A 20,352-nucleotide genomic window follows, 5' to 3' on the forward strand; every position below is an offset into this window, starting at 1 on the left:
GCGCCGGCCAGGTGGACAGGCGTCGTGGCGGACCGGCGGTCGGGTCCGGCCCCCAGAGGCCGCTGTGTGCATGGACCCCGGGAACGGCGGTCAGCCGCCGGTCCGCTGTTGGACGGCGGGGAATCCACCAGGGTGGAGGTGCGCCATGAGCGCTCGGAAGCGCTCCTGGGAGTCGGCTTCGGTGCCGTCACCGATCCGGTACCAGGCCGCATGGGTCAGGGGCGGCCCGACCGGGACCGCGGGCACCGGGGCGGCCAGTGCCCGTTCCGACCCGATCGAGGCCACCCCCTCCACGCCGATGCCCAGACCGATCGGCAGGGAGGGGCCGGAACGGCGTGCCTCATAGCCCAGGTCAGGTCGTCCGGTGCGACGGTGCACGCTGATCGTCTGGAGGACCCCTCGTGAGGTGAACTCCTCGACCAGAGCGGACAGGACCGACAGGTCGGGCTCCTCACCCGGCGGGTGTCCGACAGCGAGCGTGATGCTCTCCTTCACCCCTTCCGGCACGCGGGTGACGAGCAGGGTTCCGGAGAACGGCCGGACCGGTTCGGTGCGAAGGGCGTTCGGTGGGCCGGTGAAGAGGAACCACGAACTTTCTGGAGCGCGTTCGCGGGCCAACGCGGTCAGGTCCGCGGTGTCCCACGCCAGGGTGGCGGGCTCACCGGTCCCCCACAGGGCCGGTACGGAGCCGGCCAGGGTCTGGGACAGGAACTCCACCGACCTCCCCAGGCGGAGCCCGGCATCGGCGGGGTTCAGGACCTTCAGATCGACGAGGATCTGGTTCCCCTGGTTCTCCTCCGCTCCCCGGAAGGCCGAATGCGGCACGTCCTCGGGGGCCGCGGTCGTGTCGCGGACGAAACCGGCCTCCTCGTTCCAGGCCAGGGGAACCCCGGAGAAGCCGTCGTAGTACCGGCCGTCCGGAGCCCGGGCCACCCAGCGGGCCATCGGGTTGCCCAGAACCGAGCGCAGTGCGTGGGTGATACGCGAACCCGAAGGGGTCACCAGCTGGAACGCCCGGCCCTCCTTCGCGTGCTCGGCGACAGCGTCCACCAGCCATGTGGAGAGCGGGACCACCGGGCGGTCCTGGACGGTCAGCGCCACCCGGTCCGTGACGCGAGTGATCGCGGGGTGGTCGGTGGCGCCGGTCAGCAGGGGATCGTCGCGGTCGAGTCGGAGCTCGGGCTCCCAGACGAGGCCTCCGAACTCCGCTACGAGGGCATCGGCGAAGCCGCGGACCGCCCCTGCCGTGTCCTCCCCTCCCGGGCCGGTCTCGGCTCCGCGTGCCTCCACCCACCACGGTTGGGCGGGCAGGTCGTCGGCGATCCCTTCGGCGAGCAGGCGGTCGGCCTCGGAGGACAGCGCGAGCCTCTGTGCCGCTTGGACGGCCGAGACCATGCGTCCCGACCCGTCGCGGAGCTGGACGACCGCGCCGCCGGCGACGGCACGGACCTGTAGCTCCGGCCCCGCCTGGACCAGGGCCCTGGTCATGCCGCGCAGGGTGGGTGCCCTTTCGAGCAGGGCGACCACGTCATGTGTCATGGGGTTCTGCCCTGTTCCGCTTCCCGGAGTTTCTGGCGCAACCACTCAGGGATGTTCTCCTCGTCGCGGGGGAAGTGCTGGTGGTCGAGTTGGTACTCGCGAGGACCGGGCTCGGGAGGGAGGAAATTCGGTTCGTCATCGTAGTCGTAATCGACATTGAAGGAACCCGTGTTCTTCAAGGTGAAGGTCGCTGTGTACCATGCACCTTTCCCTTCGTGATACATCAGTTTGCGAAGGCGCATGAAGTGCCCCGAGATTTTTCCTGGCGTGGTGATCCGAGTCTCGTTTTGGCTTCCTGGGGAAACGTAGACCAGACATTGGCCCACGTGTCCGACCGCTGACATGCGGGCTTCGATCGATGTCCACCCCTCCGGCGCTGCGCCGAATAGAGTGGTGCCGATCTTCTGCAGGTGCTCCTGTGTGCCTTCGATGCTCATATTTTAATCGTTCGGCCTTTGGGATAGTGGGAGGTTCTCGAAGCTTCTCGGGATGGGTGTTCCGCCGTTCACCGTGTAGGCTACTTCGATCCTCTCCGGGATGTTTGAAATGGAAACGTCATCCGGGTATACGATTTCCATCGACACTTGAATGGATGTGGACGGATCATCCGATATGAGTTTTTCCCAGTGTTTCTCCATCTCCCTCCAGCTGCCTTCCCAGGCGTCGTCTGCCCCGTTTCCGCGGTTGAGTGTGCGTAGCATAGGAATCATATTGATTTTTTCCGCCCCGCCGCCGAACTCATTGGCGATGAGGTGTCCGCCATCCCAGTCCGCATCCTCGAACTGCTGAATATCACCTTCCGAGAGGCTCTCGGCCAGCTGCTCCTCGGCCTTGTCATTGAAGTCGGCGTGCTCGTCGCGCCCCAAGTGTCCCATGGGAGTCTGGTCCGCCCCACGGGGGGCTTTGGAAAGGGACAGGCTTCCTTCCACCCTGGACGTCCTCCCGAGGTCGTCCGTGGATATCGTGAGGTCCTTGCCGATTTTATATGTGACGTCGGGAAGCGGGTATCTCAGGTCGGGGTTCCATCTTCCTGGCTTGCCGAACTCAGTGTGCACCTCGGCAATTCTCCCGGTGTCATCGGTGTAGTAGGTGGCACCCGGGCGGTCAGGTGAGTCTGGGATCTCGTATTTCGTATTGGGTTCGAGAGGGAATTCGACACCGAGGGGCTCTCGCGGAAGCGGTCGCAAGGGATGGTCCCGGCCGATGACGACAGGTCCGTTCGTCGCCTGTCTGACCACATCGCTCGGCCCCGAGGCTGCGGATCCAGTACCGTTCCCCGCGCTGTTCGGTGGGTTCTGGCCGCCGGTGTTCTCGGGAAGTGAGATCGTACCGGAGTCGGAGGTGCGCGGTCCGTCGCCGTGGGCAGGCGGTTCAGGACCAGCGCCGGGGTTCTCGGGGCCTCCGCCCCCGCTCCCACCGGATCCGGCTGTGCCACCATGGCCGCTGGAACCATGGGAATTGCGGTCGTCCTCGTGCACGGTGACCGGGTCGCTGTCCTCGTCGAGCCGGGGCCCGTCGCCGTCGGCGCTGTTGTCGATCGTGCCGTCGGCGTGCATCTCCATGCCGTCGGGGGTGACAGGGACCCGGGAGTTCTCGTTGCCGCCCGGGCCGTCCCCACGTCCGGCGGAGCCGCTGTTCTCCAGGGCGTCGATGGTCCAGGACGCCTCACCGTCGAGTTCGGCCATCCGGCCGCCGTCGGCGGTGTCCATGTCATCGGCGAGATCCTCGTTGCGCCGCGCGATCTCGGAGAAGGCCGCGTCGACCTCCGCGGTCGTCGGGTCGCGTCGCACATCCTCGTCCGCTCGCTGACCGGGTGTGTCGGTGTCCTGAGAACCGGCACCGTCCCTGTCGGACTCCGGGAGTTCCGGGGGGTTGCTCTCCGGGGTGGCGGGCTCGGCGGGTGGTGCAGAGGGTTCCGGCGTCGGATCCGGGCTGTTGCCCGGTGCAGGGGCCGGGTCCGATTGCGGCCCCTGGTTCTGATGGGCCTCCAGGCCGCTCAGAGACTCGTGCATGTCCCCGAGACCTGCGGGGACGCCGCTTCCGTCGGGCTCGATGTTGTCCGGTGCGGTAGGCGCGTCCGGGTGGGTGCCGTCAGGCCGGAGAGTGGGGCTGGACCCGTTGTTCGCGGAGTTGGAGGAGCCGTCGGAACCCTCGGAGCCGCCCGCGTCGATGCCCCCGCTGATGGGGCCGTCGCCGGTGCCGGCGCTTCCCAGGATGCGCGACACCCGGGCGGCGATCATGGGCACACCGACCACTGCCCCGACACCTGTGGCGCTCAACGCCGCGCCACCCGCGATCATGCCGATGTTGGTCAGAACGGTGCCGAACACGTAGCCGGGACGCTCTCCCAGTTCGGTCCAGGGGAAGAAACCGTGGATCGCGTCGCCCCAGGCGCCCCTGGCGGTGTGCCACCACTCGCCGGGGCTGTTCACCATCTCACCGGTCTGGGGGTTGTAGAAGCCGGTCATGGCTCCGAGGCCCGCGATCGAGTCGCCCCAGTACGAGGTGAAGTTGCCCCCCCAGCCTCCGGTGAACCAGCCCTCGGAACCGTGGATCCCGACCGCGCCGCCCATGTCCTCCAGGCTGCCCATGAGGACGTCCCCGCCCCCGTGGATCGCGTCCACGTACCACATGTGGTCGGTGCCCTGAGGCGATCCCCACGGGGTCCCGACGTCCTCGGGTGCCTCCTCGAAGCCGTAGACGGCCTCGCCGGCGTTGGGCTGGGTGGTTCCGTCGGCGTTGCTCGCGATGAAGGTGGTGCCGCCGAACAGTGCGGTGATGGCGTTGGCGCACTCCCGTTCGGCCTCCTGGTACTGCTGGTGGAGCGAGTTCACGTGGTTGAGCAGGTTGTTGTGCTCCTCGACCTTGTCGCTCTCGCCGCCGAAGAAGCCGCCGTCGTCCCAGTCGTCGTCGCTCCGGATCTCCGCGACCAGGTCTCTGGCGTCCTGGCGGGCCTGGACCAACTCGGAGCGCAGCTCACGCGCCCTCTCAGCGAAGGTCTCCAGTGCGGTGGCCGCCGTGCCGAAGTCGGTTTCCACCGAGTCGCCCGTGGTGGCGACGGGGTCGACCGCCGAGTACAGGGTCTCGGCCTCGGGTGCGCTGTAGACGGCCTGGAGCCCGGCCCATGAGCTTTTGATGCTCTGTCCTGATTCGGCGATGTTCTCGCCGTCGGTCCTGAGGCCGCCGGCCGCGCTCTCCAGCAGCACGGTGTTCACGATGGGGACGGGGATCGCATCCGGGTCGATCAGGTCATCACTCACTGAGCATTCGCTATCCGTGTAGGGGGTGCACTTCAGCGGTGGCTGGGGCGAGGCCGGTCTGTGTGTCGTCTTACGTCGCGTCCGCGGAGGAGGGGTCTCGTGACCTTGGTACGGGTCGTCGGAGAAGGAGTGCCTGCGGCAGTGCCGTGGGGCCGGAAGGCGCTGTGGAGGCTGTCCCTTCCTCCGTCGGGGAGTTCGGGTGGCACGTTCATGGAGTGGACGTGATCCCTGGAGGGAGCGTCCTTACGCGATCTCTCCCGCGTTGGCCTGGGCGTCCGCGGCCATCTGCAGGTTGCCGTTGACATAGTGCAAGGTGGCATCGCTGGCGCCCCCGACCGCACTGGCGCTCTTTTCGACCATGCCGCCGACCTCGTCGAAGTAGTGCTCGGCGAACTCGGAGAGGGCTACCCCGATCGGGTCGCTGTTGGCCGCGCTGTTGGCCTCGTTCAGATGCGTTTCCATCGAATTCAAGTGCGAGGTGAGCCCTTGGCTGCCCTCTTCGTCGCCTATGTGTCCGGAGACGCCTGAGAGGACGCCGAAAACCTCTCCGGTCTGGATGTTCCAGGCTGACATGGGGGTCTCCCCTCTGTCTCGGGGCGTGGGGACGGGGTGGTATTTCTGGTGGCGATGCAGACTCTATTGCCATGGTTTCGCCCCGTGCATCACTGTTTCCGCGTCCTCAGAGGTCAAGCGGACGATCGGTGGCCGATTCCGGCCAGTACTGCTTCGGCAGGGCACAAGAGAGGTGTGGGCCTGGGCCCAACTGTGTCGGTCCCATGCGCTTCGGAAGGCATGGGCATTCCAGCGCGATCATGGCCGATCAAGTGTCGGACTCAGGCCTCGACCACCTTCGTTCGCCATTGCACGGGCAACCCACCGAAGGCACCCGGTCCCCGCATTGCCATACAGACGGAAGAGGGACCTGCTGACAGGGTGTTTGCTGCAGAGAGCTCGGTTCGCGCGCAGGGCCGGCGGAGGGCACACCGGAAGCTCACAGCGGACCGACCATCTGCCGACTGGTCGGACGACCGCGCCGTCGGCATGGTGGCCCTCCCTGGACCAGGGCCCTGGTCATGCCGCGCAGCATGGGCGCCTTCTCGAGCAGGGCGACCACGCCATGCGTCAGGGGGTTTCTCGGTCCTGCCCCGCTTCCCGGAGTTTCTGAAGCAGCCACTCAGGGATGTGCTCCTCGTCGCGGGGGAAACGCTGGTGGTCGAGTCGGTATTCGTGAGGTCCGGGTTCGGGAGGGAGAAAATCCGGTTCGTCATTGTAGTCGTAATCGACATTGAAGGAACCGTTGTTATCCAAAGTGAAGGTCGCTGTGTACCATGCGCCCTTTCCTTCGTGGTACATCAGTTCCCGAAGACGCATGAAGTGTCCCGAGATCTTGCCTGGCGTGGTGATTCGAGTCTCGCCTCGGCCTCCTGGGGAAACGTAGACCAGGCATTGGCCCACGTGTCCGACCGCTGACATGCGGGCTTCGACCGACGTCCACCCCTCCGGTGCCGAGCCGAAGAGAACGGTGCCGATCTTCTGTAGGTGCTCCTGTGTGCCTTCGACGTTCATATTTTGTTCCTTCGACCTTTGGTTCGACCAGGAGGACTCTCTCAGAAGCAGCCGCAAGGGATGTTTCCTGTCGATGGAGTCAGGTCTGTTCTCCGAATGCCCGGACGCAGAACTCGACCCTGACGTCGGAGGTCCGGTACCGTTTTTCGTGCCATCGGGTGGGTCCTGGCCGCCGGTGCTCTCGGGTGGAACCATCATGCAGGGTTTTTTCCCGGGTGGAACTGTCGGGTGTCAGGGGCTACCGGTCCAAGAGATCCAATGCTTCTGCATCGATGGATGTCTTTGCTTTGTCGGCCCGATGGCTCGCGGGGGATCCTCGCTTCATGGCCGCGTAGTCTACCTGAATCATTCCTGTGGTGTCGATGCCGAAGCCTCCTCCGCGTTCATAGAATATGACCAGCGGATCGAACATGTCCGGCAAATCTGGCAGGGCTTCTCCCGAGTCGCGCAGTGCGCTGAAATGAAGCGCCCAGACGCAGGTGTCCATGACCAAGGGGAACTGATGGATTATCTCCTCCTTCTCGATGATTTCGGAAACGAGTTCCTCGCCGGCGCGCACATTCGGGTTGGCCAGTGCGGCCGCGTCGAAAAAGGGCCATTGCTCGGCGCGGAGCTGGTGCGACCACAGGGCCGCGCGCCGAAGATACTCCTTCATCAGGGCGACTCGGGACCGTGTGTGGTTGAAGCCTCCGTGCCAATCGGCACGGATCAGGCGTTCGGTCAGTGCGGAGGCGTGGTCTTTCAAAGCGGTCCTCGAATTCCATGGAAATATTCACGATCTCGTCCAAGTCGGAGAGAACATCGGCGATCCCGAAGAGTGGTTCCATCATCCCGTGACTCCTCCAGGGCCTGAAGACGGCTCTGTTGTCCTCGGGGAAGGCATGTCGTGGGCACCGTGCTGATCGGGATGGGGGAGTGGGCCTCGCCGTCCCACGCCTCGGGTCCATGACCGCAGAAGCGGCCCGGTTCGGGCGCAGTACGGACAGAGGGCACGCAGGAAGCCGAGAACCGTACCCGGACTCCTGCGCCGAACAAGCCGGTGGTCGCGACCTCCTCGGTCGGCAGAGGTGACGCGGGCGGCGGGTGCCGCAGCGCCGGACGGACAACGGCCCATGAGCGAAGCCGACCGGGGCGCACACCGAATCCGGATACGGCGCCGACCCGAGGAACCGCTCACCCCCAAGAGCCTGAAACACGAGGTTTGCCACCGAATATGGTCTGATGGGATCAGATATCTTTTTCGGTGGACTGGACCAGGTGAAGGGGTGTCCGGGGTGGACGTCCTCCGCAGGAACAACGTGACGATCACCGGGACGGACGAGGGGCCCACGGTGGTCCTCGCCCACGGGTTCGGCTGCGACCAGAACTTGTGGCGCCTGGTGGCGCCGGCCCTCGCTGAGCGGTACCGGGTGGTGCTCTTCGACTACGTCGGCTCCGGCGGGTCGGACCTGGCCTCCTGGAGCGAGGAGAGGTACTCCTCGCTGGGGGGCTACGCCCAGGACGTGGTGGAGCTGAGCCGGGCGCTGGACCTCGAAGGAGCCGTGTTCGTGGGCCACTCGGTCAGCGCCATGGTCGGCGTTCTGGCCGCTCAGGCGGTGCCGGAGCGCATCGGCGCCCTGGTGATGGTGACCCCCTCGCCCCGCTACATCGACGACGGGGACTACCGCGGCGGCTTCAGCACACAGGACATCCACGAACTGCTGGACTCCCTGGAGTCCAACTACCTGGGCTGGTCGTCGGCCATGGCGCCGATGATCATGGGCAACCCGGAACGGCCCGAGCTGGGCCAGGAGCTGACCGACAGCTTCTGCGCCACCGACCCCGACATCGCCCGGGTCTTCGCCCGCACCACCTTCCTGTCCGACAACCGCGCGGACCTGAAGGGCGTGGAGGTCCCGACCCTCGTTCTGGAGTGCTCCCAGGACCTCATCGCGCCCCGCGGGGTCGGCGCCTTCGTCCACGACTCGATCCCCTCCTCCCGGCTGGTCACGCTGGAGGCCACCGGCCACTGCCCGCAGCTGAGCGCACCGCAGGCCACCGCGGAGGCGATCCTGGGCTTCCTGGACACCCTGCGGCGCACGCCGTGACCGGGGAAGCCGAACCGTCCGAGAGGAGCGGCCGCCCCGACACGGCCGTCGGCGCGCTGCTGAAGCAGGGGGAGGAGGAGCTCTACGAGTTCGCGCCCTGCGGGTACCTGTCGACGCTCATGGACGGCACGATCGTCCGGATCAACGCCACGCTGCTGGAGTGGCTCGGCCTGGAACGCGACGCCGTGGTGGACCGGATGCGCTTCAGCGACCTCCTCACCGTGGGCGGCAGGCTCTACCACGAGACGCACTTCGCGCCGCTGCTGTACATGCGGGGCCAGGTCAGCGGTATCGCCCTGGAGATGAGGGTCGCCGGGGGCGCACGCCTGCCCGTGCTCGTCTCCTCCGCCGTCAAGCACGACAGCGCGGGCGAACCGCTGCTGATCCACACCAACGTCTTCGACGCCACCGAACGCCGCGCCTACGAGGAAGAGCTGCTGCACCGGCGCAGGGAGGCCGAACGGGCCCATGCCGAGGCCGACCGGGCGCGCGAGCGGGCCGACACCGACCGGGCCCGCCTGAAGGACGCGCTCACGGTCCTGCGGAAGGCCCTCCTGCCCGACAGCCTGCCCGCCGTGCCGGGCATGGAAGCGGCCTCCTACTACCACCCGGCCTCTCCCGACCAGCTGGGCGGCGACTTCTACGACCTCCTCCGCCTGGACGACACCCGCTGGGTCTTCTTCCTCGGCGATGTGCGCGGCAAGGGCCCCGAGGCCGCGACCCTGACCTCCCGGGCCCGCTACGCCCTGCGCGCCGCCGCCCTGCACACCTCGGAGCCGGCCGAGGCCCTGGGCACGCTGAACACCGTCCTCCTGGAGGGCCAGGCCCACGACGAGGAGGCCCGCCACTGCACCGTCGTCCTCGGCACCCTCGAACCCGGCAGCGACGGAGGGACCGCCCGGGTCCGCCTGGCCTCGGGCGGCCACCCGCCGGCCCTGGTCCTGCGCGCCGACGGCCGGGCCGACCTCCTGGACACCCCCGGAGGGATGCTCGTCGGTGTGCTGCCCGGCGCCGAATTCGCCACGGCCGAGACCGTCCTGGCGCCCGGCGACACCCTCCTGCTCTACACCGACGGCCTGACCGAGGCCCGCACGGGACCCCGGCGCGACACCCTGTACGGCGAGGACGGCCTGCTCGCCTTCGCCGCCGAACACGCCCCCTCCAGCCCCTCCGAGGTGATCAACGCCCTGAGCGACCTGCTCTGGAGCTTCGGTGAGGGGCTCGACGACGACACCGCGCTGCTCGCGCTCGGGGTGCCCGCTGTCCCGGGTACCGCTGCCGGGAGGGCGGCCACCGCGTGAGGGCCGCCGGGGGCTGTGTCGTCGCGGGCGGCCCCCGGACCTGCTTCAGCGGAGCCGCTGGCGGATACTGGTGCCCATGGCGATCATTCACAGTGCGACCCTCACACCGAGCAAACCGGCCCTGATCGGGGCCTGGCTGGACGGCCGTCCGTGGGCGGGGCAGGGGCCCGACGAGGTGCTGGGCGCGTACCGGTTCGACGACCCGGAGGGCGAGGTCGGGGTGGAGGCGTTCCTGGTCCGGCGCGGGGACCGCCTGCTCCACGTGCCGCTGACCTACAGGGGCGCGCCCCTTGCCGGTCACGAGGAGCACCTCGTCGGAACCCTGGAGCACTCCGTCCTCGGGCCGCGCTGGGTCTACGACGGAACCCGGGACGGGGTGGCGCTCGCGTGCTTCCGGCGGGCCCTGGCGGGCGAGCAGGAACAGGCGGAGCTGGAGATCCACGAGGGTGGACGCGTCGTGGGACGCAGGCCGCAGCAGGTCCTGGTCTCCAGGGAATCCGGTGAGGAGAACACCGGTGCCGGTTCGGCCCAGGGCGGGCAGGTGCTGATCCCGCGCGTGCTGGACGCCGAGGCCGAGGGCAGGTCGCGCCTCCGCGCCCGGTGCGGGGACCTGCAGGTGGTGGTCGCGACCCTGTCCTGATCCGAGGTCCTCCGACCCCGGCCTCCGTCGTGTGCTCCACCGAAGCCCCGGCGGATCGCGGACGATGCGGTCGACTCCGCCGGCCCCGGCCGTTCCGCCCGGATACGGCCCGCCGACGTCCCCCGCGAACCGGATCGGACGGCGCAGGCCGCCGGGGCCGCTCCCTCCCCACCGAGAAGTGAGGAGGGAACGGTCCCGTGCGGCTCAGGCCGGGGAGGGTTCCAGGCCCAGCTCCCCGGTCAGGAACCGGCGCAGGTGCGCGCGGGCCTGCTCGATGCTCAGCGGCGGAGCCCCGCGCAGGCGGCGCAGGGCCAGACCGTCGACCAGGGCGTTGAAGCGGGTCGTGGTCTCGGCGACGTCGCGGCAGCGGAACTCACCCCGGTCGCGGCCCCGGGCGATCAGCTCGGCCACCCGGTCCGACCACTCCTCGTACCGGCGGTGCTGGCGCGAGTCCGGCTCCAGGCTGGCGTCGGCCGCCCAGTTGTCGAACCACAGCCGCCAGTGCCGGTCGGTCTCCGCGCTGAACACGCCCTCGATGAGCGTGGTCAGCCCCTCCGCGGCGGTGGGGCACGCCAGCATCCGCTCGCCGAGCGGGCGGTAGTAGGCGTCGATCTCGATCGACACCGCCTCGCTGAGGATCTCCCGCACACCGCCGAAGTGGTACGTGACCGTGCCCACGGACACCCCCGCCGCGCGGGCGATGTCGCGCACGCCCACCCGGCTCGCCCCGTGCTCGATCACCAGCGGCACGACGGCCTCCAGGATGAGCCGCCGCCGCACCTCGGTGGGCTGGCGGGTGCGCTTGTCCGGTGCGACCGCGCGGCGCCTGGCCCCCGCCGTCCCGGCGGCCGGCGCCCCCTCGGCAGGGCCGGTCATCCCGCGGTCCTGGGGATCTCGCGCTCCCAGCGCCGGGTGGCGACGACCTCGCCCCCGGAGCGGGCCTCCACCGTGCTGTGCACGACGAAGTGGTCCGCGGTGGCGGTCAGCTCGCTCGACGTCCGCACGGAAACGTCCCAGTCCTCCCGGCGCATGGTGATCTCCCACTCGGATCCTGCCATGGCCGACAACGGGTCGTCGACCCGGATCCGGTACCGTTCCCGCGCCTTCTCCGTGTACACGAGACCGTTGGGGTAGGTGCGCGACCCGCCGTAGTTGGGATCGACGTCGAGCACCCACTCGCCGGTCCCGACGTCGTGCGACACCAGGCGCTCGGGCCGGGGCTCCGACGCGCCCAGCTCCACCGCCAGCGGCGGCGCCTGCTCCGGCCCCTCGAACTCCACCGGCGCGCGCCCCTCGTCCGTGCCCGCGGGCCGCACCGGGAGCAGCAGCGCGCTCCGGTCGGGCCACACGGTCAGGGACGGGTCGTCGGGCTGCGGCCACACCCACGGCCAGTACGCGGTGGACACCGCCACGCGGATCCGGTGCCCGGCGGGGAACGCGTATCCCGTCCCGGTGAGCTCCACCTCCACGTCCTCGGGGTTTCCCGGCTCCCACGGCACCGACCGGTCCCGCCCGTACCGGCTGCCCAGGTTCAGCACGCCGCGGGTGACGAGGGTCGAGGCCCCGTCGGGGGCCACGTCGCACACGCGCACGATGACGGTGCCCCGGGGCCTGTCGGCGTCCAGGCGCAGGCGGACCCGCGCCCGGCCCAGGACCTCGACGCGCTCGGCCAGCGGCTCGCCGTCGAAGCACGTCGACCGGCCGTCCTCCTCCCGCTGGTCGGGGGGCAGGTCGGTGGCGTTGCCGTAGGGGAAGAAGCGGCCCGCGTCCACGCCCGTGTGCTGGGGGCTGTGCACCGTCACCGGCGCGCAGCCCGCCGCGCCGAGGGCCTGTTCGGACCAGCGGGTCGCCGGGGAGGGCCAGGCGTCGTCGGTGACCCAGCGGCCGGGCCGCTCCGTGTAGGCGGTCGCGGGCGGCACCGGCTCCTGGACCCAGGAGCGCAGCCGGGGGGTGTCCATGGCGCCGTTGTCCGCGTCCTTGAGCCAGTGGTCCCACCAGCGCAGGGTCTCCTGGAGGAAGCCGATGTGCGGGCCGGGCGGCCGCGCGATGTCGGGGTACTGGTGCGCCCAGGGCCCCAGCAGCCCGCGCACCGGGCCGGGCAGGTGCTCCACCAGCCGCAGCACGGTGTCCCGGTAGGGGTCGGCCCAGCCGCCGACGGCCAGCACCGCGGCGTCGATCGCGGAGTAGTCCTCGCACACGCTGCCGTGCCGCCAGTAGTCGTCCCGGGTCTGGTGGTCCAGCCAGGTGTGGACGAACGGCTCCAGCGCGTCGAGGCGCTCCTTCCACATCGGCAGCCACGCGTCGCCGACCGTGATCGGGTCCGGCGGACGCGACGTGAACGCCAGCATCGTGCCGGACCAGCCGGCCATGTCGATGCCCAGCACCGAGCCGCCGATGTAGTGCACGTCGTTGTCGTAGCGGTCGTCGGCCGAGCACACCGTGACGATCGCCTTGAGCGGCTCGGGGCGCCGGGCGGCGATCTGGAGCGAGTTGAACCCGCCCCAGGAGATGCCGAACATCCCCACCCGGCCGGTGCACCAGGGCTGTGCGGCCAGCCACTCCACGACCGCGACCCCGTCGGCGGTCTCCTGTTCGGCGTACTCGTCGAGCATCACGCCCTCGGAGTCGCCGGACCCCCGCAGGTCCACCCGCACCGACGCGTAGCCGTGGCCCGCGTAGTAGGGGTGGCGCTGGGCGTCGCGCGGCGACGTCCAGTCGCCCTTGCGGTAGGGCAGGTACTCCAGCAGCGCCGGGACGGGGTCCGCCAGGGCGTCCGCCGGCAGCCACACGCGCGCGTGCAGCCGCGTGCCGTCGGCCATCGGGATCCAGTCCTCGCGGACCTCGACCTCGCGCGCGAAGTCCTCTCGGTAGCGCATGCTCCCCCGTTCGTCTCTCGTGTGGGCCCGTGCGTGACGGGACCGTTCGTGTGCCAGGAACCGTGTGTCAGGACCCGTGTGTCAGGACCGCGGGCCGGTCCCGTCGGCGTCCCACCGGCGGATCCGGTGGCCGCCGCCCAGGTCGATCCACTCCGGGTCGGGGACCTCCGCCAGGTCCCGGGGCAGGGCGGCCGTGTCCCCGGCCGTCTCCCCGGCCGGCTCGGACGCCTGCGCGGTCGTGCCGCCGCCCGCCCCGACCGGCCGCGGCTCCAGGACCGCGTCCAGCAGCCGCCGGGTGTAGGGGTGGTTGGGACCGGAGAAGACCGCTTCGACCGGGCCCTCCTCCACGACCAGCCCGTCGCGCATGACCGCGACCCGGTCGGCGATCCCGCGCACCACCGCCAGGTCGTGGCTGATGAACACGAACGCCAGGTCCCGCTCGGTGCGCAGGTCGTCCAGCAGCGCGAGCACGGCCGCCTGGACCGACACGTCGAGCGCCGTGGTGACCTCGTCGGCGACCACCACGCGCGGGTCCCCGGCCAGGGCGCGGGCGATGCCGACCCGCTGGCGCTGCCCGCCGGAGAGCTGTCCGGGCAGCCGGTCCGACAGCGCCGGGTCCAGGGCGACGTCCGCGATCAGCTCGCGCGCCCGGTCGTCGGCGCGGGACCGCTCGGCCAGGCCGAAGAACCGCAGCGGCCGGCGCACGGCCTCGCGGACGATCCGCCGCGGGTTGAGGGAGGTGTCGGCGTTCTGGAACACGAGCTGGACGCGGCGGCGGACGCCCGGCGGACGCAGCCGCGCCCGCACGGCCAGGTCGCCGTCGCCGTCCTGGTTTCCGTCCCCGGGGCGGTCCCCGCCCCCGGTGTCCGTGCCGAGCAGCCGCATGGTTCCGGAGGACGGTGCGCGCAGGCCCGCCAGGGACCAGGCCAGCGTCGACTTCCCGCTGCCCGACTCCCCGACCAGGGCCAGCACCTCGCCCCGGCGCAGACCGAGCGAGACCCCGTCGACGGCCCGGTGCGCGCCGTAGTCGATCGTGACGTCGCGCAGGGACACCACCTCGGGCGCGTCGTCGGGGACCGGCACGCGCTCGCGCACGGTCCGCGTCCCGTCCTCGGCGACCTCGGCCAGTCCCCGGTCGCCGATCCTGGGCACGCTCGCGAGCAGGCGGCGCGTGTACGGGTGCCGCGGAGCGTCGAACAGCTCGGCCGCCCCGGCCGCCTCCACGACCTCGCCCTCCCGCATGACCACGACGCGGCCGGCCATCCGGGCGACGACCCCCAGGTCATGGCTGACCAGGACCGACGTCAGGCCGAACTCCTCGCCGAGCCCGGCCACCAGGTCCAGGATCCGCGCCTGGGTGACCACGTCCAGGGCGGTCGTGGGCTCGTCCAGCACCAGCACCTTGGGCCGTGCCGCCAGCGCCATGGCGATCGCCACCCGCTGCTGCTGCCCGCCGGAGAGCTGGTGCGGGTACCGGCGCACGATCCTCCCGGGATCGGGCAGCCCGACCTTCTCCACCAGGGAGCGGACCCGCTCGCGCCGTTGCGCGCGCGTCAGCCCCTGTGACAGCAGGGACTCCCCGATCTGGGCGCCGACGCGCATCGACGGCGTGAGCGCGTGCCCCGCGTTCTGCCCCACCATCGCGATGTCGCGGGTGCGCAGCTCCCGCAGGCCCCGCCGGTCCAGGGACAGGACGTCCTTGCCGTCGACCAGTACCCGGCCGCCGGTGACCCGGGAGCCGTGCCGCAGGTGGCCGAGCAGGGCCCCGGCGACGGTGGACTTGCCGCTGCCGGACTCGCCGACCACGGCCACCGTCTCCCCTGCCGCCGCCTCGAAGGACACCTCGCGGGCCACGGTCACGTCGGCGCCGCCGGAACGGTAGGCCACGGACAGCCCCTCGACCCGCACCAGGGGGCCTGACTCGGTGCCGCTCATGAGCTCTCCTTCGCGCGGTCGACGCCCCAGGCCCGGGACAGGCCGTCGGCGGACAGGTTCAGCCCGACGACCAGGGTCGCCAGGGCGATGATCGGGGCGAGCGTCGCCCACGGCACCACGACCATGGCGGTGCGGTTCTCGGCGACCATCAGCCCCCAGTCCGGGGTGGGCGGGTTGGCGCCGAACCCGAGGAAGGACAGCGAGCTGATCAGCAGCACGACCCACGAGGCCCGCATCGCGAACTCCACCGACACCACGTGGGCGATGTTCGGCAGGACCTCGCGGACCAGGATGGAGACGGTGCGCTCACCGCGCGCCCGCGCGGCGGTCACGTAGTCGAGCGGGGCCACGCCCAGCGCCGCGGCGCGCACCACGCGCACCACCTGGGGCGCGTAGACCACGGTCACGGCGAGGACGATCACCGCCGGGCCCGTCCCCAGCACGGTCACCACGACCAGCAGCGCCAGGATCGGCGGGATGGCCAGGATCGCGTCCAGCACGCGCATCAGCGCGTCGTCGAGCCGGCCGCCCTTGAGCGCGGCCGCACAGCCCACGACGGTGCCGAGGGCCACCGCGCAGGCGGTCGCGGCGAAGGACACCGTCAGCGCGTAGCGGCCGCCGTACAGCACCCGGCTCACCACGTCGCGGCCGTAGGCGTCGGTGCCCGCCCAGTGGTCGGCGCCCGGGCCGAGCAGCGCGCTGCCGGGGTCGTTGGCGGTGGGGGAGTAGGAGGTGAGCAGCGGTGCGAGCAGCGCCAGCAGCACGTGCAGGGCGACCAGGGACAGCCCGACCACGGCGGGCGTGGACCGCGCCAGCGAGCGCAGCGTCGTGCGGGCCGTTCCGGTTGACCCGGTCGTCTCGGCGGGCCCGGAGGCCCCGTGCGGGGACCCGGTCATCGGGCGCTCCTCTCTCCGGTGCGCAGGCGCGGGTTGAGCGCCATCGCCCCCAGGTCGGCGGCGAGGTTGCACAGCACGTACACGGCCGCGCTGACCACGGCGATGGCCTGCAGGACCGGCAGGTCGCGGTTGTGCACGGCCTCCAGCAGCATCCGGCCGACGCCGGGGTAGTTGAAGACGTTCTCGACCACGGCCACGCCGCCGACCAGCCACGCCACGTTCATCGCGATCACGTTCAGCGTGGGCAGAAGCGCGCTGGGCAGGGCGTGGCGCACCACGACCCGGCCCGTGCCGAGGCCCTTGAGCCGCGCGGTGGTCACGAACTCGCTCTCCATGACGTCGATGACGCTGGTCCTGGTCATCCGCACGATGTAGGCGGTCATCACCACCGACAGCGCGATCGTCGGCAGGACGACCGCGGGCAGCAGGTCGGCGACCGGCGCGGACGCCTCGTCCAGGACCACGGCGGGCAGGACCGGCACGGTGATGGACAGCGCCAGCACGAGCAGGGTCGCCACGACGAACTCCGGCACGCTCATCCCGATCAGCGTCAGGGTGGAGACCACCGTGTCCGGCCAGCGGTCCCGGTACAGGCCGGCGACGACGCCCAGCACGATCGAGGAGGTGACCGCGACGGCGATGGTGGCGACCGCGATCAGCATGGTGTTGCGCAGGTGCAGCCACAGGGTCGCGGAGACGGGCTCGCCGGAGACCAGGGACACCCCGAAGTCGCCGCGCACCGCACCGGTGATCCAGTCGAGGAACCGCAGGACGGCCGGGCGGTTCAGGCCCATCTGCTCGCGCAGCGCGGCCACGGCGTCGGGGGTGGCGTCCTGGCCGAGCACCTGCGTGGCCACGTCGCCCGGGAGCAGCTGCACGGCGGCGAACACGATCACCGACGCCAGGAGCACGGTGACGACCGCGGACAGCAGCCGCCTGGAGATGTAGACGATCATCAGGGCCTCAATCCGATGTTGAGGTAGTCGAACTCGAAACCCGACTCGTGGTAGTTGAGGACGTCCCGGGACAGGCCCACCAGCCGGTCGGCGAACATCGGGGTCATCGCGCCGCCCTCGTCCACGACCATGCGCTGGGCGTCCTGGTACAGGGTGCGGCGGCGGTCCTCGTCGGCCGTGGCGCGGGCGGCGTCGAGCAGGTCGTCGAAGGCGCCGTCGGACCAGGCGGTCTCGTTGTAGGAGGAACCGCTGCGGAAGACCTGGTTGAGCAGCTGGTCGGCCGGACGCCCCGTGTACCAGTACGTCGCCATCAGCGGCTTCTGCATCCAGATCTGGGTGTAGTAGGAGTCCGCCGAGGTGTTGCGGACGGTGATGTCGATCCCGGCCTCGGCGGCGGAGTCGCGGTAGGCGAGCGCCATCGGGGTGAACACCGGGTCGTAGGCGGAGGTGTAGAGCTCCAGGCTCAGGCCCTCGTGCCCGGCCTCGGCGAGCAGGGCGCGGGCCCGGTCCGGGTCGCGTTCGAGCGCGTAGTCGGTCCAGTAGGGCGTGTCGGGCGGGACCGGGTTGTCGTTGCCCGGTACGCCGGTGCCCTGCAGGGCCACGTCGATGACGTGCTGCGGGTCGTAGGCCAGCTTCATCGCCCGGCGCACGCGCGCGTCGGTGAACGGCTCGGCCGTGGTGAGCATGGGCAGCACGTACCACTGGGCGTTGACCGAGCGCGCGATGGTCGCGCGCTCGGAGGCCTCGACGACGCGGGCGGTGGCGAAGTCCAGGTTGGTCTGCGAGATCAGGTCGACCTGGCCGGCCAGCAGCGCGTTGGTCCGCGCCTGGATGTCGGTCATCGAGAACATCTCGATGGCGTCCAGGGCGGGCCGCCCCTCCCAGTGGTCGTCGTGGGCGACGATGCGGCCCCGGCCGCCGGGGGAGAAGGAGTCGAGGCGGAAGGGCCCGGTGCCGATGCCGGTCGCGCCGATCGTGTCGCCGTCCCCGTCGGGGACGACGTAGCAGTGGTAGTTGGTGAGCAGCGCCGGGAACTCGAAGTTGGGCGTGGTCAGCTCGACCACCAGCACGCCCGGCTCGGGGGTGTGCACCCGGCCCGGGTCGACCAGCGGGCCCAGCACCGTCCCCTGCGGCGAGGCGAGGTCGGGGTCGACGATCCGGCGGAGCGTGTAGGCGGCGTCCGCGGAGGTGAAGCCGCGGCCGTCGTGGAAGCGGACCCCGTCGCGCAGCCGGAAGGTCCACACCAGACCGGCGTCGTCGGACTCCCACCCGGTGGCCAGGTCGGGCACGGTCTGCCCCTCCGCGTCCATCCGGACCAGCCGGCTGTACAGGGCGCCGAGGTACTCGTAGGCCGACAGGGAGCTGGCCGGGTCCAGGGTCTCGGCCTGCGACGCCGGCGGCCGGGCCATCCGCAGCACGCCGCCGTCGGCCGTGGCGCCCGTGGCCGCGGCCTCCGGGAGCGCCGGCGCCGCCTGCGGACCGGACGCGGCGCAGCCGGGGAGCAGGACCGCCGCCCCGAGTACCCCGGCTCCCCCCAGCAGAGCAGTTCTGCGCGGGATCCGCGGCGGGGCGCCCTCGGCCCCCGGTGTACGCGGCATGTCTTCCCCTCCGTGGTGTGCTGCGAACGGATCAATCGTTCACTGAACGATTGATACGACTCATGCACGATAGAGGTCGGAAGACGATGGTTCAACGGGTGGTAAAGCGGGTAAACGCGAGGGGTCACGTGTGCCCGCCGACGATCACCGCAGGTCAGACGTGTCAGCGGACGGTAGGCGTTCCGCGCGCCGACACGGCGCCGACGCCGCGCGCACCGGCCGCCTGCACGGTGCCCACCGCCCGCCGACGGGAAGAGGCGGTGCCGTGACAGTCCGGCGGATGGGTGCCGGTGTGTTCGGGGAGCCGCGCGAGAGACCCCTTGTGCGTTCCTGCTGCCCGCTTCGTGTGGCCCGGTCGCGTGAGCGGAGCCACGACCTGGGTACCGATGGCGCGGAAGAACCCCCTGACCCGTGGCGGGAGCCGGTCACACCGCAGCGCGCCTCGCCCCCTCCCGGAACACACGGCCGAACACCAGGGGCGCCGCCAGGAGCAGGGCCCCTCCGGCGACGAACGGCACGTGGAGCCCGAACCCTCCCAACAGGCCGCCGGTGAAGACCCCCAGGAGGACGGAGGCCTGGGCGAGGAGCATGCGGGCCATGGACGCGCGCCCCAGGATCGGCATCGGCGTCACCGCCTGGAGGATGGAGGCGGCGCTCACGGAGATCGTCGTCGCCGCCAGGCCGAACACACCGAGTGCGAGGGCTCCCACGACGACGTGGGGGAAGAGCCCCATGGTCAGCAGGACCCCGCCCCCGAGGATGTGGGCGACGATGAGCAGGAGCCCGTGGCCGCACCACCGCCCCAGCGGGGCGCACAGGAACGAGGCCGTGAGCGCGCCGACCGCGGACAGCATCGTGTAGACCCCGAACAGTGCTTCCGGGACGTCGAGGGTCCGGGTCACGTAGAGCACCAGGATGGCCGACACCCCGCCGGTGGCGAACCCGGAGAAGGCGGCGGCCACGGCGAACCCCCGTTGGACGCGGTCGTCCCTGACGAACCGGAGCCCGTCCAGCGCCTCGCGGGTCAGCGAGGCGCGACCGGTGTCCGGGGCCCGCTCGCCCTCGTCCTTCCCCTCCCCGCCGAGGGAACGGGCCGCGACGGCCGCGGAGAGCAGGAACAGCGCCCCCACCAGGTAGGCCCCCGCGTTGAACAGCAGAGCCGTCCCCGTGGAGAGGGCGAACAGCAGACCCGCGATCGGGCCGCCGAGGAAGTCCGAGGCCACCACACGCGTCCCCTGCAGGCGGCTGTTGGCCCTGATCAGGAGGTTCCGCGCGACCAGCGCGGGCAGCAGCGCTCGGGCCGAGCCGTCGTGGAAGACCTCGCAGACCGCCAGGGCGAGGACGAAGAGGCACAGCCCCCAGACGGGGACCGGGCCGAACCAGGAGAGCACCGCGAGCACCCCGAGCAGCACGCAGCGCAGGAGGTTGCCGACGACCATGGCGCGACGCTTGTCGATCCGGTCGATCAGCGCCCCGGCGTGGAGGCCGAACAGCAGCCAGGGGGTGTAGGCCGCCGCGGTCAGCATCGAGACCGCGAGGGGGTCGGAGGTCAGGGCAGCGGCCATGAGCGGGAAGAGGGTCAGGAGGACGCCGTCGCCGAGATTGGCCGACGTGTGTCCGGCCCAGAAGCGGTGGAAGGCTCCCCCCAGCCCCACCGCCGGCGGATCGCCCCTGGCCTGCGAGGAGTCGATGTCCATG

General features: G+C 70.8%; 16 protein-coding genes. 3 read left to right on the top strand and 13 right to left on the bottom strand.

Translation table 11 applies throughout. The features are described 5' to 3' along the window. Nucleotides 1-90: 90 nt before the first annotated feature. The 6 genes from OUQ99_RS10755 to OUQ99_RS10780 all read right to left on the bottom strand — a co-directional run bounded on the left by OUQ99_RS10755 (nucleotide 91) and on the right by OUQ99_RS10780 (nucleotide 7,110). Nucleotides 91-1,539, bottom strand: coding sequence for a DUF6177 family protein (locus tag OUQ99_RS10755; RefSeq protein ID WP_267949290.1), 1,449 nt, complete (start codon nucleotides 1,537-1,539; stop codon nucleotides 91-93). Continuing rightward, nucleotides 1,536-1,976 (bottom strand): immunity protein YezG family protein, encoded by a 441-nt coding sequence (locus tag OUQ99_RS10760; RefSeq protein WP_267949291.1) that lies wholly within the window; start codon nucleotides 1,974-1,976, stop codon nucleotides 1,536-1,538. Before OUQ99_RS10760 ends, OUQ99_RS10755 begins: the two co-directional genes overlap by 4 nt. Nucleotides 1,977-1,979: 3 nt before the next feature. Further along, complete coding sequence (locus tag OUQ99_RS10765; protein ID WP_267949292.1) at nucleotides 1,980-4,799, bottom strand: DNA/RNA non-specific endonuclease; 2,820 nt, start codon at nucleotides 4,797-4,799, stop codon at nucleotides 1,980-1,982. Nucleotides 4,800-5,042: 243 nt separating this feature from the next. Beyond that, nucleotides 5,043-5,372 (bottom strand): DUF6507 family protein, encoded by a 330-nt coding sequence (locus OUQ99_RS10770; protein WP_267949293.1) that lies wholly within the window; start codon nucleotides 5,370-5,372, stop codon nucleotides 5,043-5,045. Nucleotides 5,373-5,921: 549 nt separating this feature from the next. Further along, nucleotides 5,922-6,365 (bottom strand): immunity protein YezG family protein, encoded by a 444-nt coding sequence (locus tag OUQ99_RS10775; RefSeq protein ID WP_267949294.1) that lies wholly within the window; start codon nucleotides 6,363-6,365, stop codon nucleotides 5,922-5,924. 238 nt (nucleotides 6,366-6,603) lie between these two features. Further along, nucleotides 6,604-7,110 carry a hypothetical protein gene (locus OUQ99_RS10780; RefSeq protein ID WP_267949295.1) on the bottom strand — a complete coding sequence of 169 codons (507 nt, stop codon included), beginning with the start codon at nucleotides 7,108-7,110 and terminating at the stop codon, nucleotides 6,604-6,606. A 529-nt stretch (nucleotides 7,111-7,639) separates the two neighbouring features. On the opposite strand from OUQ99_RS10780, the gene OUQ99_RS10785 reads away from it, so the two are divergent. From OUQ99_RS10785 to OUQ99_RS10795, 3 genes are all read left to right on the top strand, one after another. Continuing rightward, on the top strand, nucleotides 7,640-8,452 hold the full coding sequence (locus tag OUQ99_RS10785) for an alpha/beta fold hydrolase (protein ID WP_267949296.1): 813 nt from the start codon (nucleotides 7,640-7,642) through the stop codon (nucleotides 8,450-8,452). Then, on the top strand, nucleotides 8,449-9,753 hold the full coding sequence (locus OUQ99_RS10790; RefSeq protein ID WP_267949297.1) for a PP2C family protein-serine/threonine phosphatase: 1,305 nt from the start codon (nucleotides 8,449-8,451) through the stop codon (nucleotides 9,751-9,753). Before OUQ99_RS10785 ends, OUQ99_RS10790 begins: the two co-directional genes overlap by 4 nt. A 76-nt stretch (nucleotides 9,754-9,829) precedes the next feature. Continuing rightward, nucleotides 9,830-10,393 (top strand): CG0192-related protein, encoded by a 564-nt coding sequence (locus tag OUQ99_RS10795; protein WP_267949298.1) that lies wholly within the window; start codon nucleotides 9,830-9,832, stop codon nucleotides 10,391-10,393. A 204-nt stretch (nucleotides 10,394-10,597) separates the two neighbouring features. On the opposite strand, the gene OUQ99_RS10800 is transcribed toward OUQ99_RS10795, so the two are convergent. The 7 genes from OUQ99_RS10800 to OUQ99_RS10830 all read right to left on the bottom strand — a co-directional run bounded on the left by OUQ99_RS10800 (nucleotide 10,598) and on the right by OUQ99_RS10830 (nucleotide 20,351). Beyond that, nucleotides 10,598-11,269 carry a TetR/AcrR family transcriptional regulator gene (locus OUQ99_RS10800; RefSeq protein WP_267949299.1) on the bottom strand — a complete coding sequence of 224 codons (672 nt, stop codon included), beginning with the start codon at nucleotides 11,267-11,269 and terminating at the stop codon, nucleotides 10,598-10,600. Continuing rightward, nucleotides 11,266-13,269, bottom strand: a complete 2,004-nt coding sequence (locus tag OUQ99_RS10805; RefSeq protein WP_267949300.1) for a CocE/NonD family hydrolase — start codon at nucleotides 13,267-13,269, stop codon at nucleotides 11,266-11,268. Before OUQ99_RS10805 ends, OUQ99_RS10800 begins: the two co-directional genes overlap by 4 nt. 81 nt (nucleotides 13,270-13,350) lie before the next feature. Continuing rightward, nucleotides 13,351-15,204, bottom strand: coding sequence for a dipeptide ABC transporter ATP-binding protein (locus OUQ99_RS10810; protein ID WP_267949301.1), 1,854 nt, complete (start codon nucleotides 15,202-15,204; stop codon nucleotides 13,351-13,353). Further along, on the bottom strand, nucleotides 15,201-16,100 hold the full coding sequence (locus OUQ99_RS10815; RefSeq protein ID WP_267949302.1) for an ABC transporter permease: 900 nt from the start codon (nucleotides 16,098-16,100) through the stop codon (nucleotides 15,201-15,203). The genes OUQ99_RS10810 and OUQ99_RS10815 overlap by 4 nt, the downstream gene beginning before the upstream one ends. Then, nucleotides 16,097-17,056: an ABC transporter permease gene (locus OUQ99_RS10820; RefSeq protein WP_267949303.1), complete on the bottom strand. Its 960-nt coding sequence runs from the start codon at nucleotides 17,054-17,056 to the stop codon at nucleotides 16,097-16,099. The genes OUQ99_RS10815 and OUQ99_RS10820 overlap by 4 nt, the downstream gene beginning before the upstream one ends. Next, nucleotides 17,056-18,654 carry an ABC transporter substrate-binding protein gene (locus OUQ99_RS10825; RefSeq protein WP_267949304.1) on the bottom strand — a complete coding sequence of 533 codons (1,599 nt, stop codon included), beginning with the start codon at nucleotides 18,652-18,654 and terminating at the stop codon, nucleotides 17,056-17,058. The genes OUQ99_RS10820 and OUQ99_RS10825 overlap by 1 nt, the downstream gene beginning before the upstream one ends. A 425-nt stretch (nucleotides 18,655-19,079) precedes the next feature. After that, nucleotides 19,080-20,351, bottom strand: coding sequence for an MFS transporter (locus tag OUQ99_RS10830; RefSeq protein WP_267949305.1), 1,272 nt, complete (start codon nucleotides 20,349-20,351; stop codon nucleotides 19,080-19,082). Nucleotide 20,352: the final 1 nt, after the last annotated feature.

Source organism: Streptomonospora nanhaiensis, assembly GCF_026642255.1.
In the GTDB taxonomy this organism is placed as follows: Bacteria; Actinomycetota; Actinomycetes; order Streptosporangiales; family Streptosporangiaceae; genus Nocardiopsis; species Nocardiopsis tropica.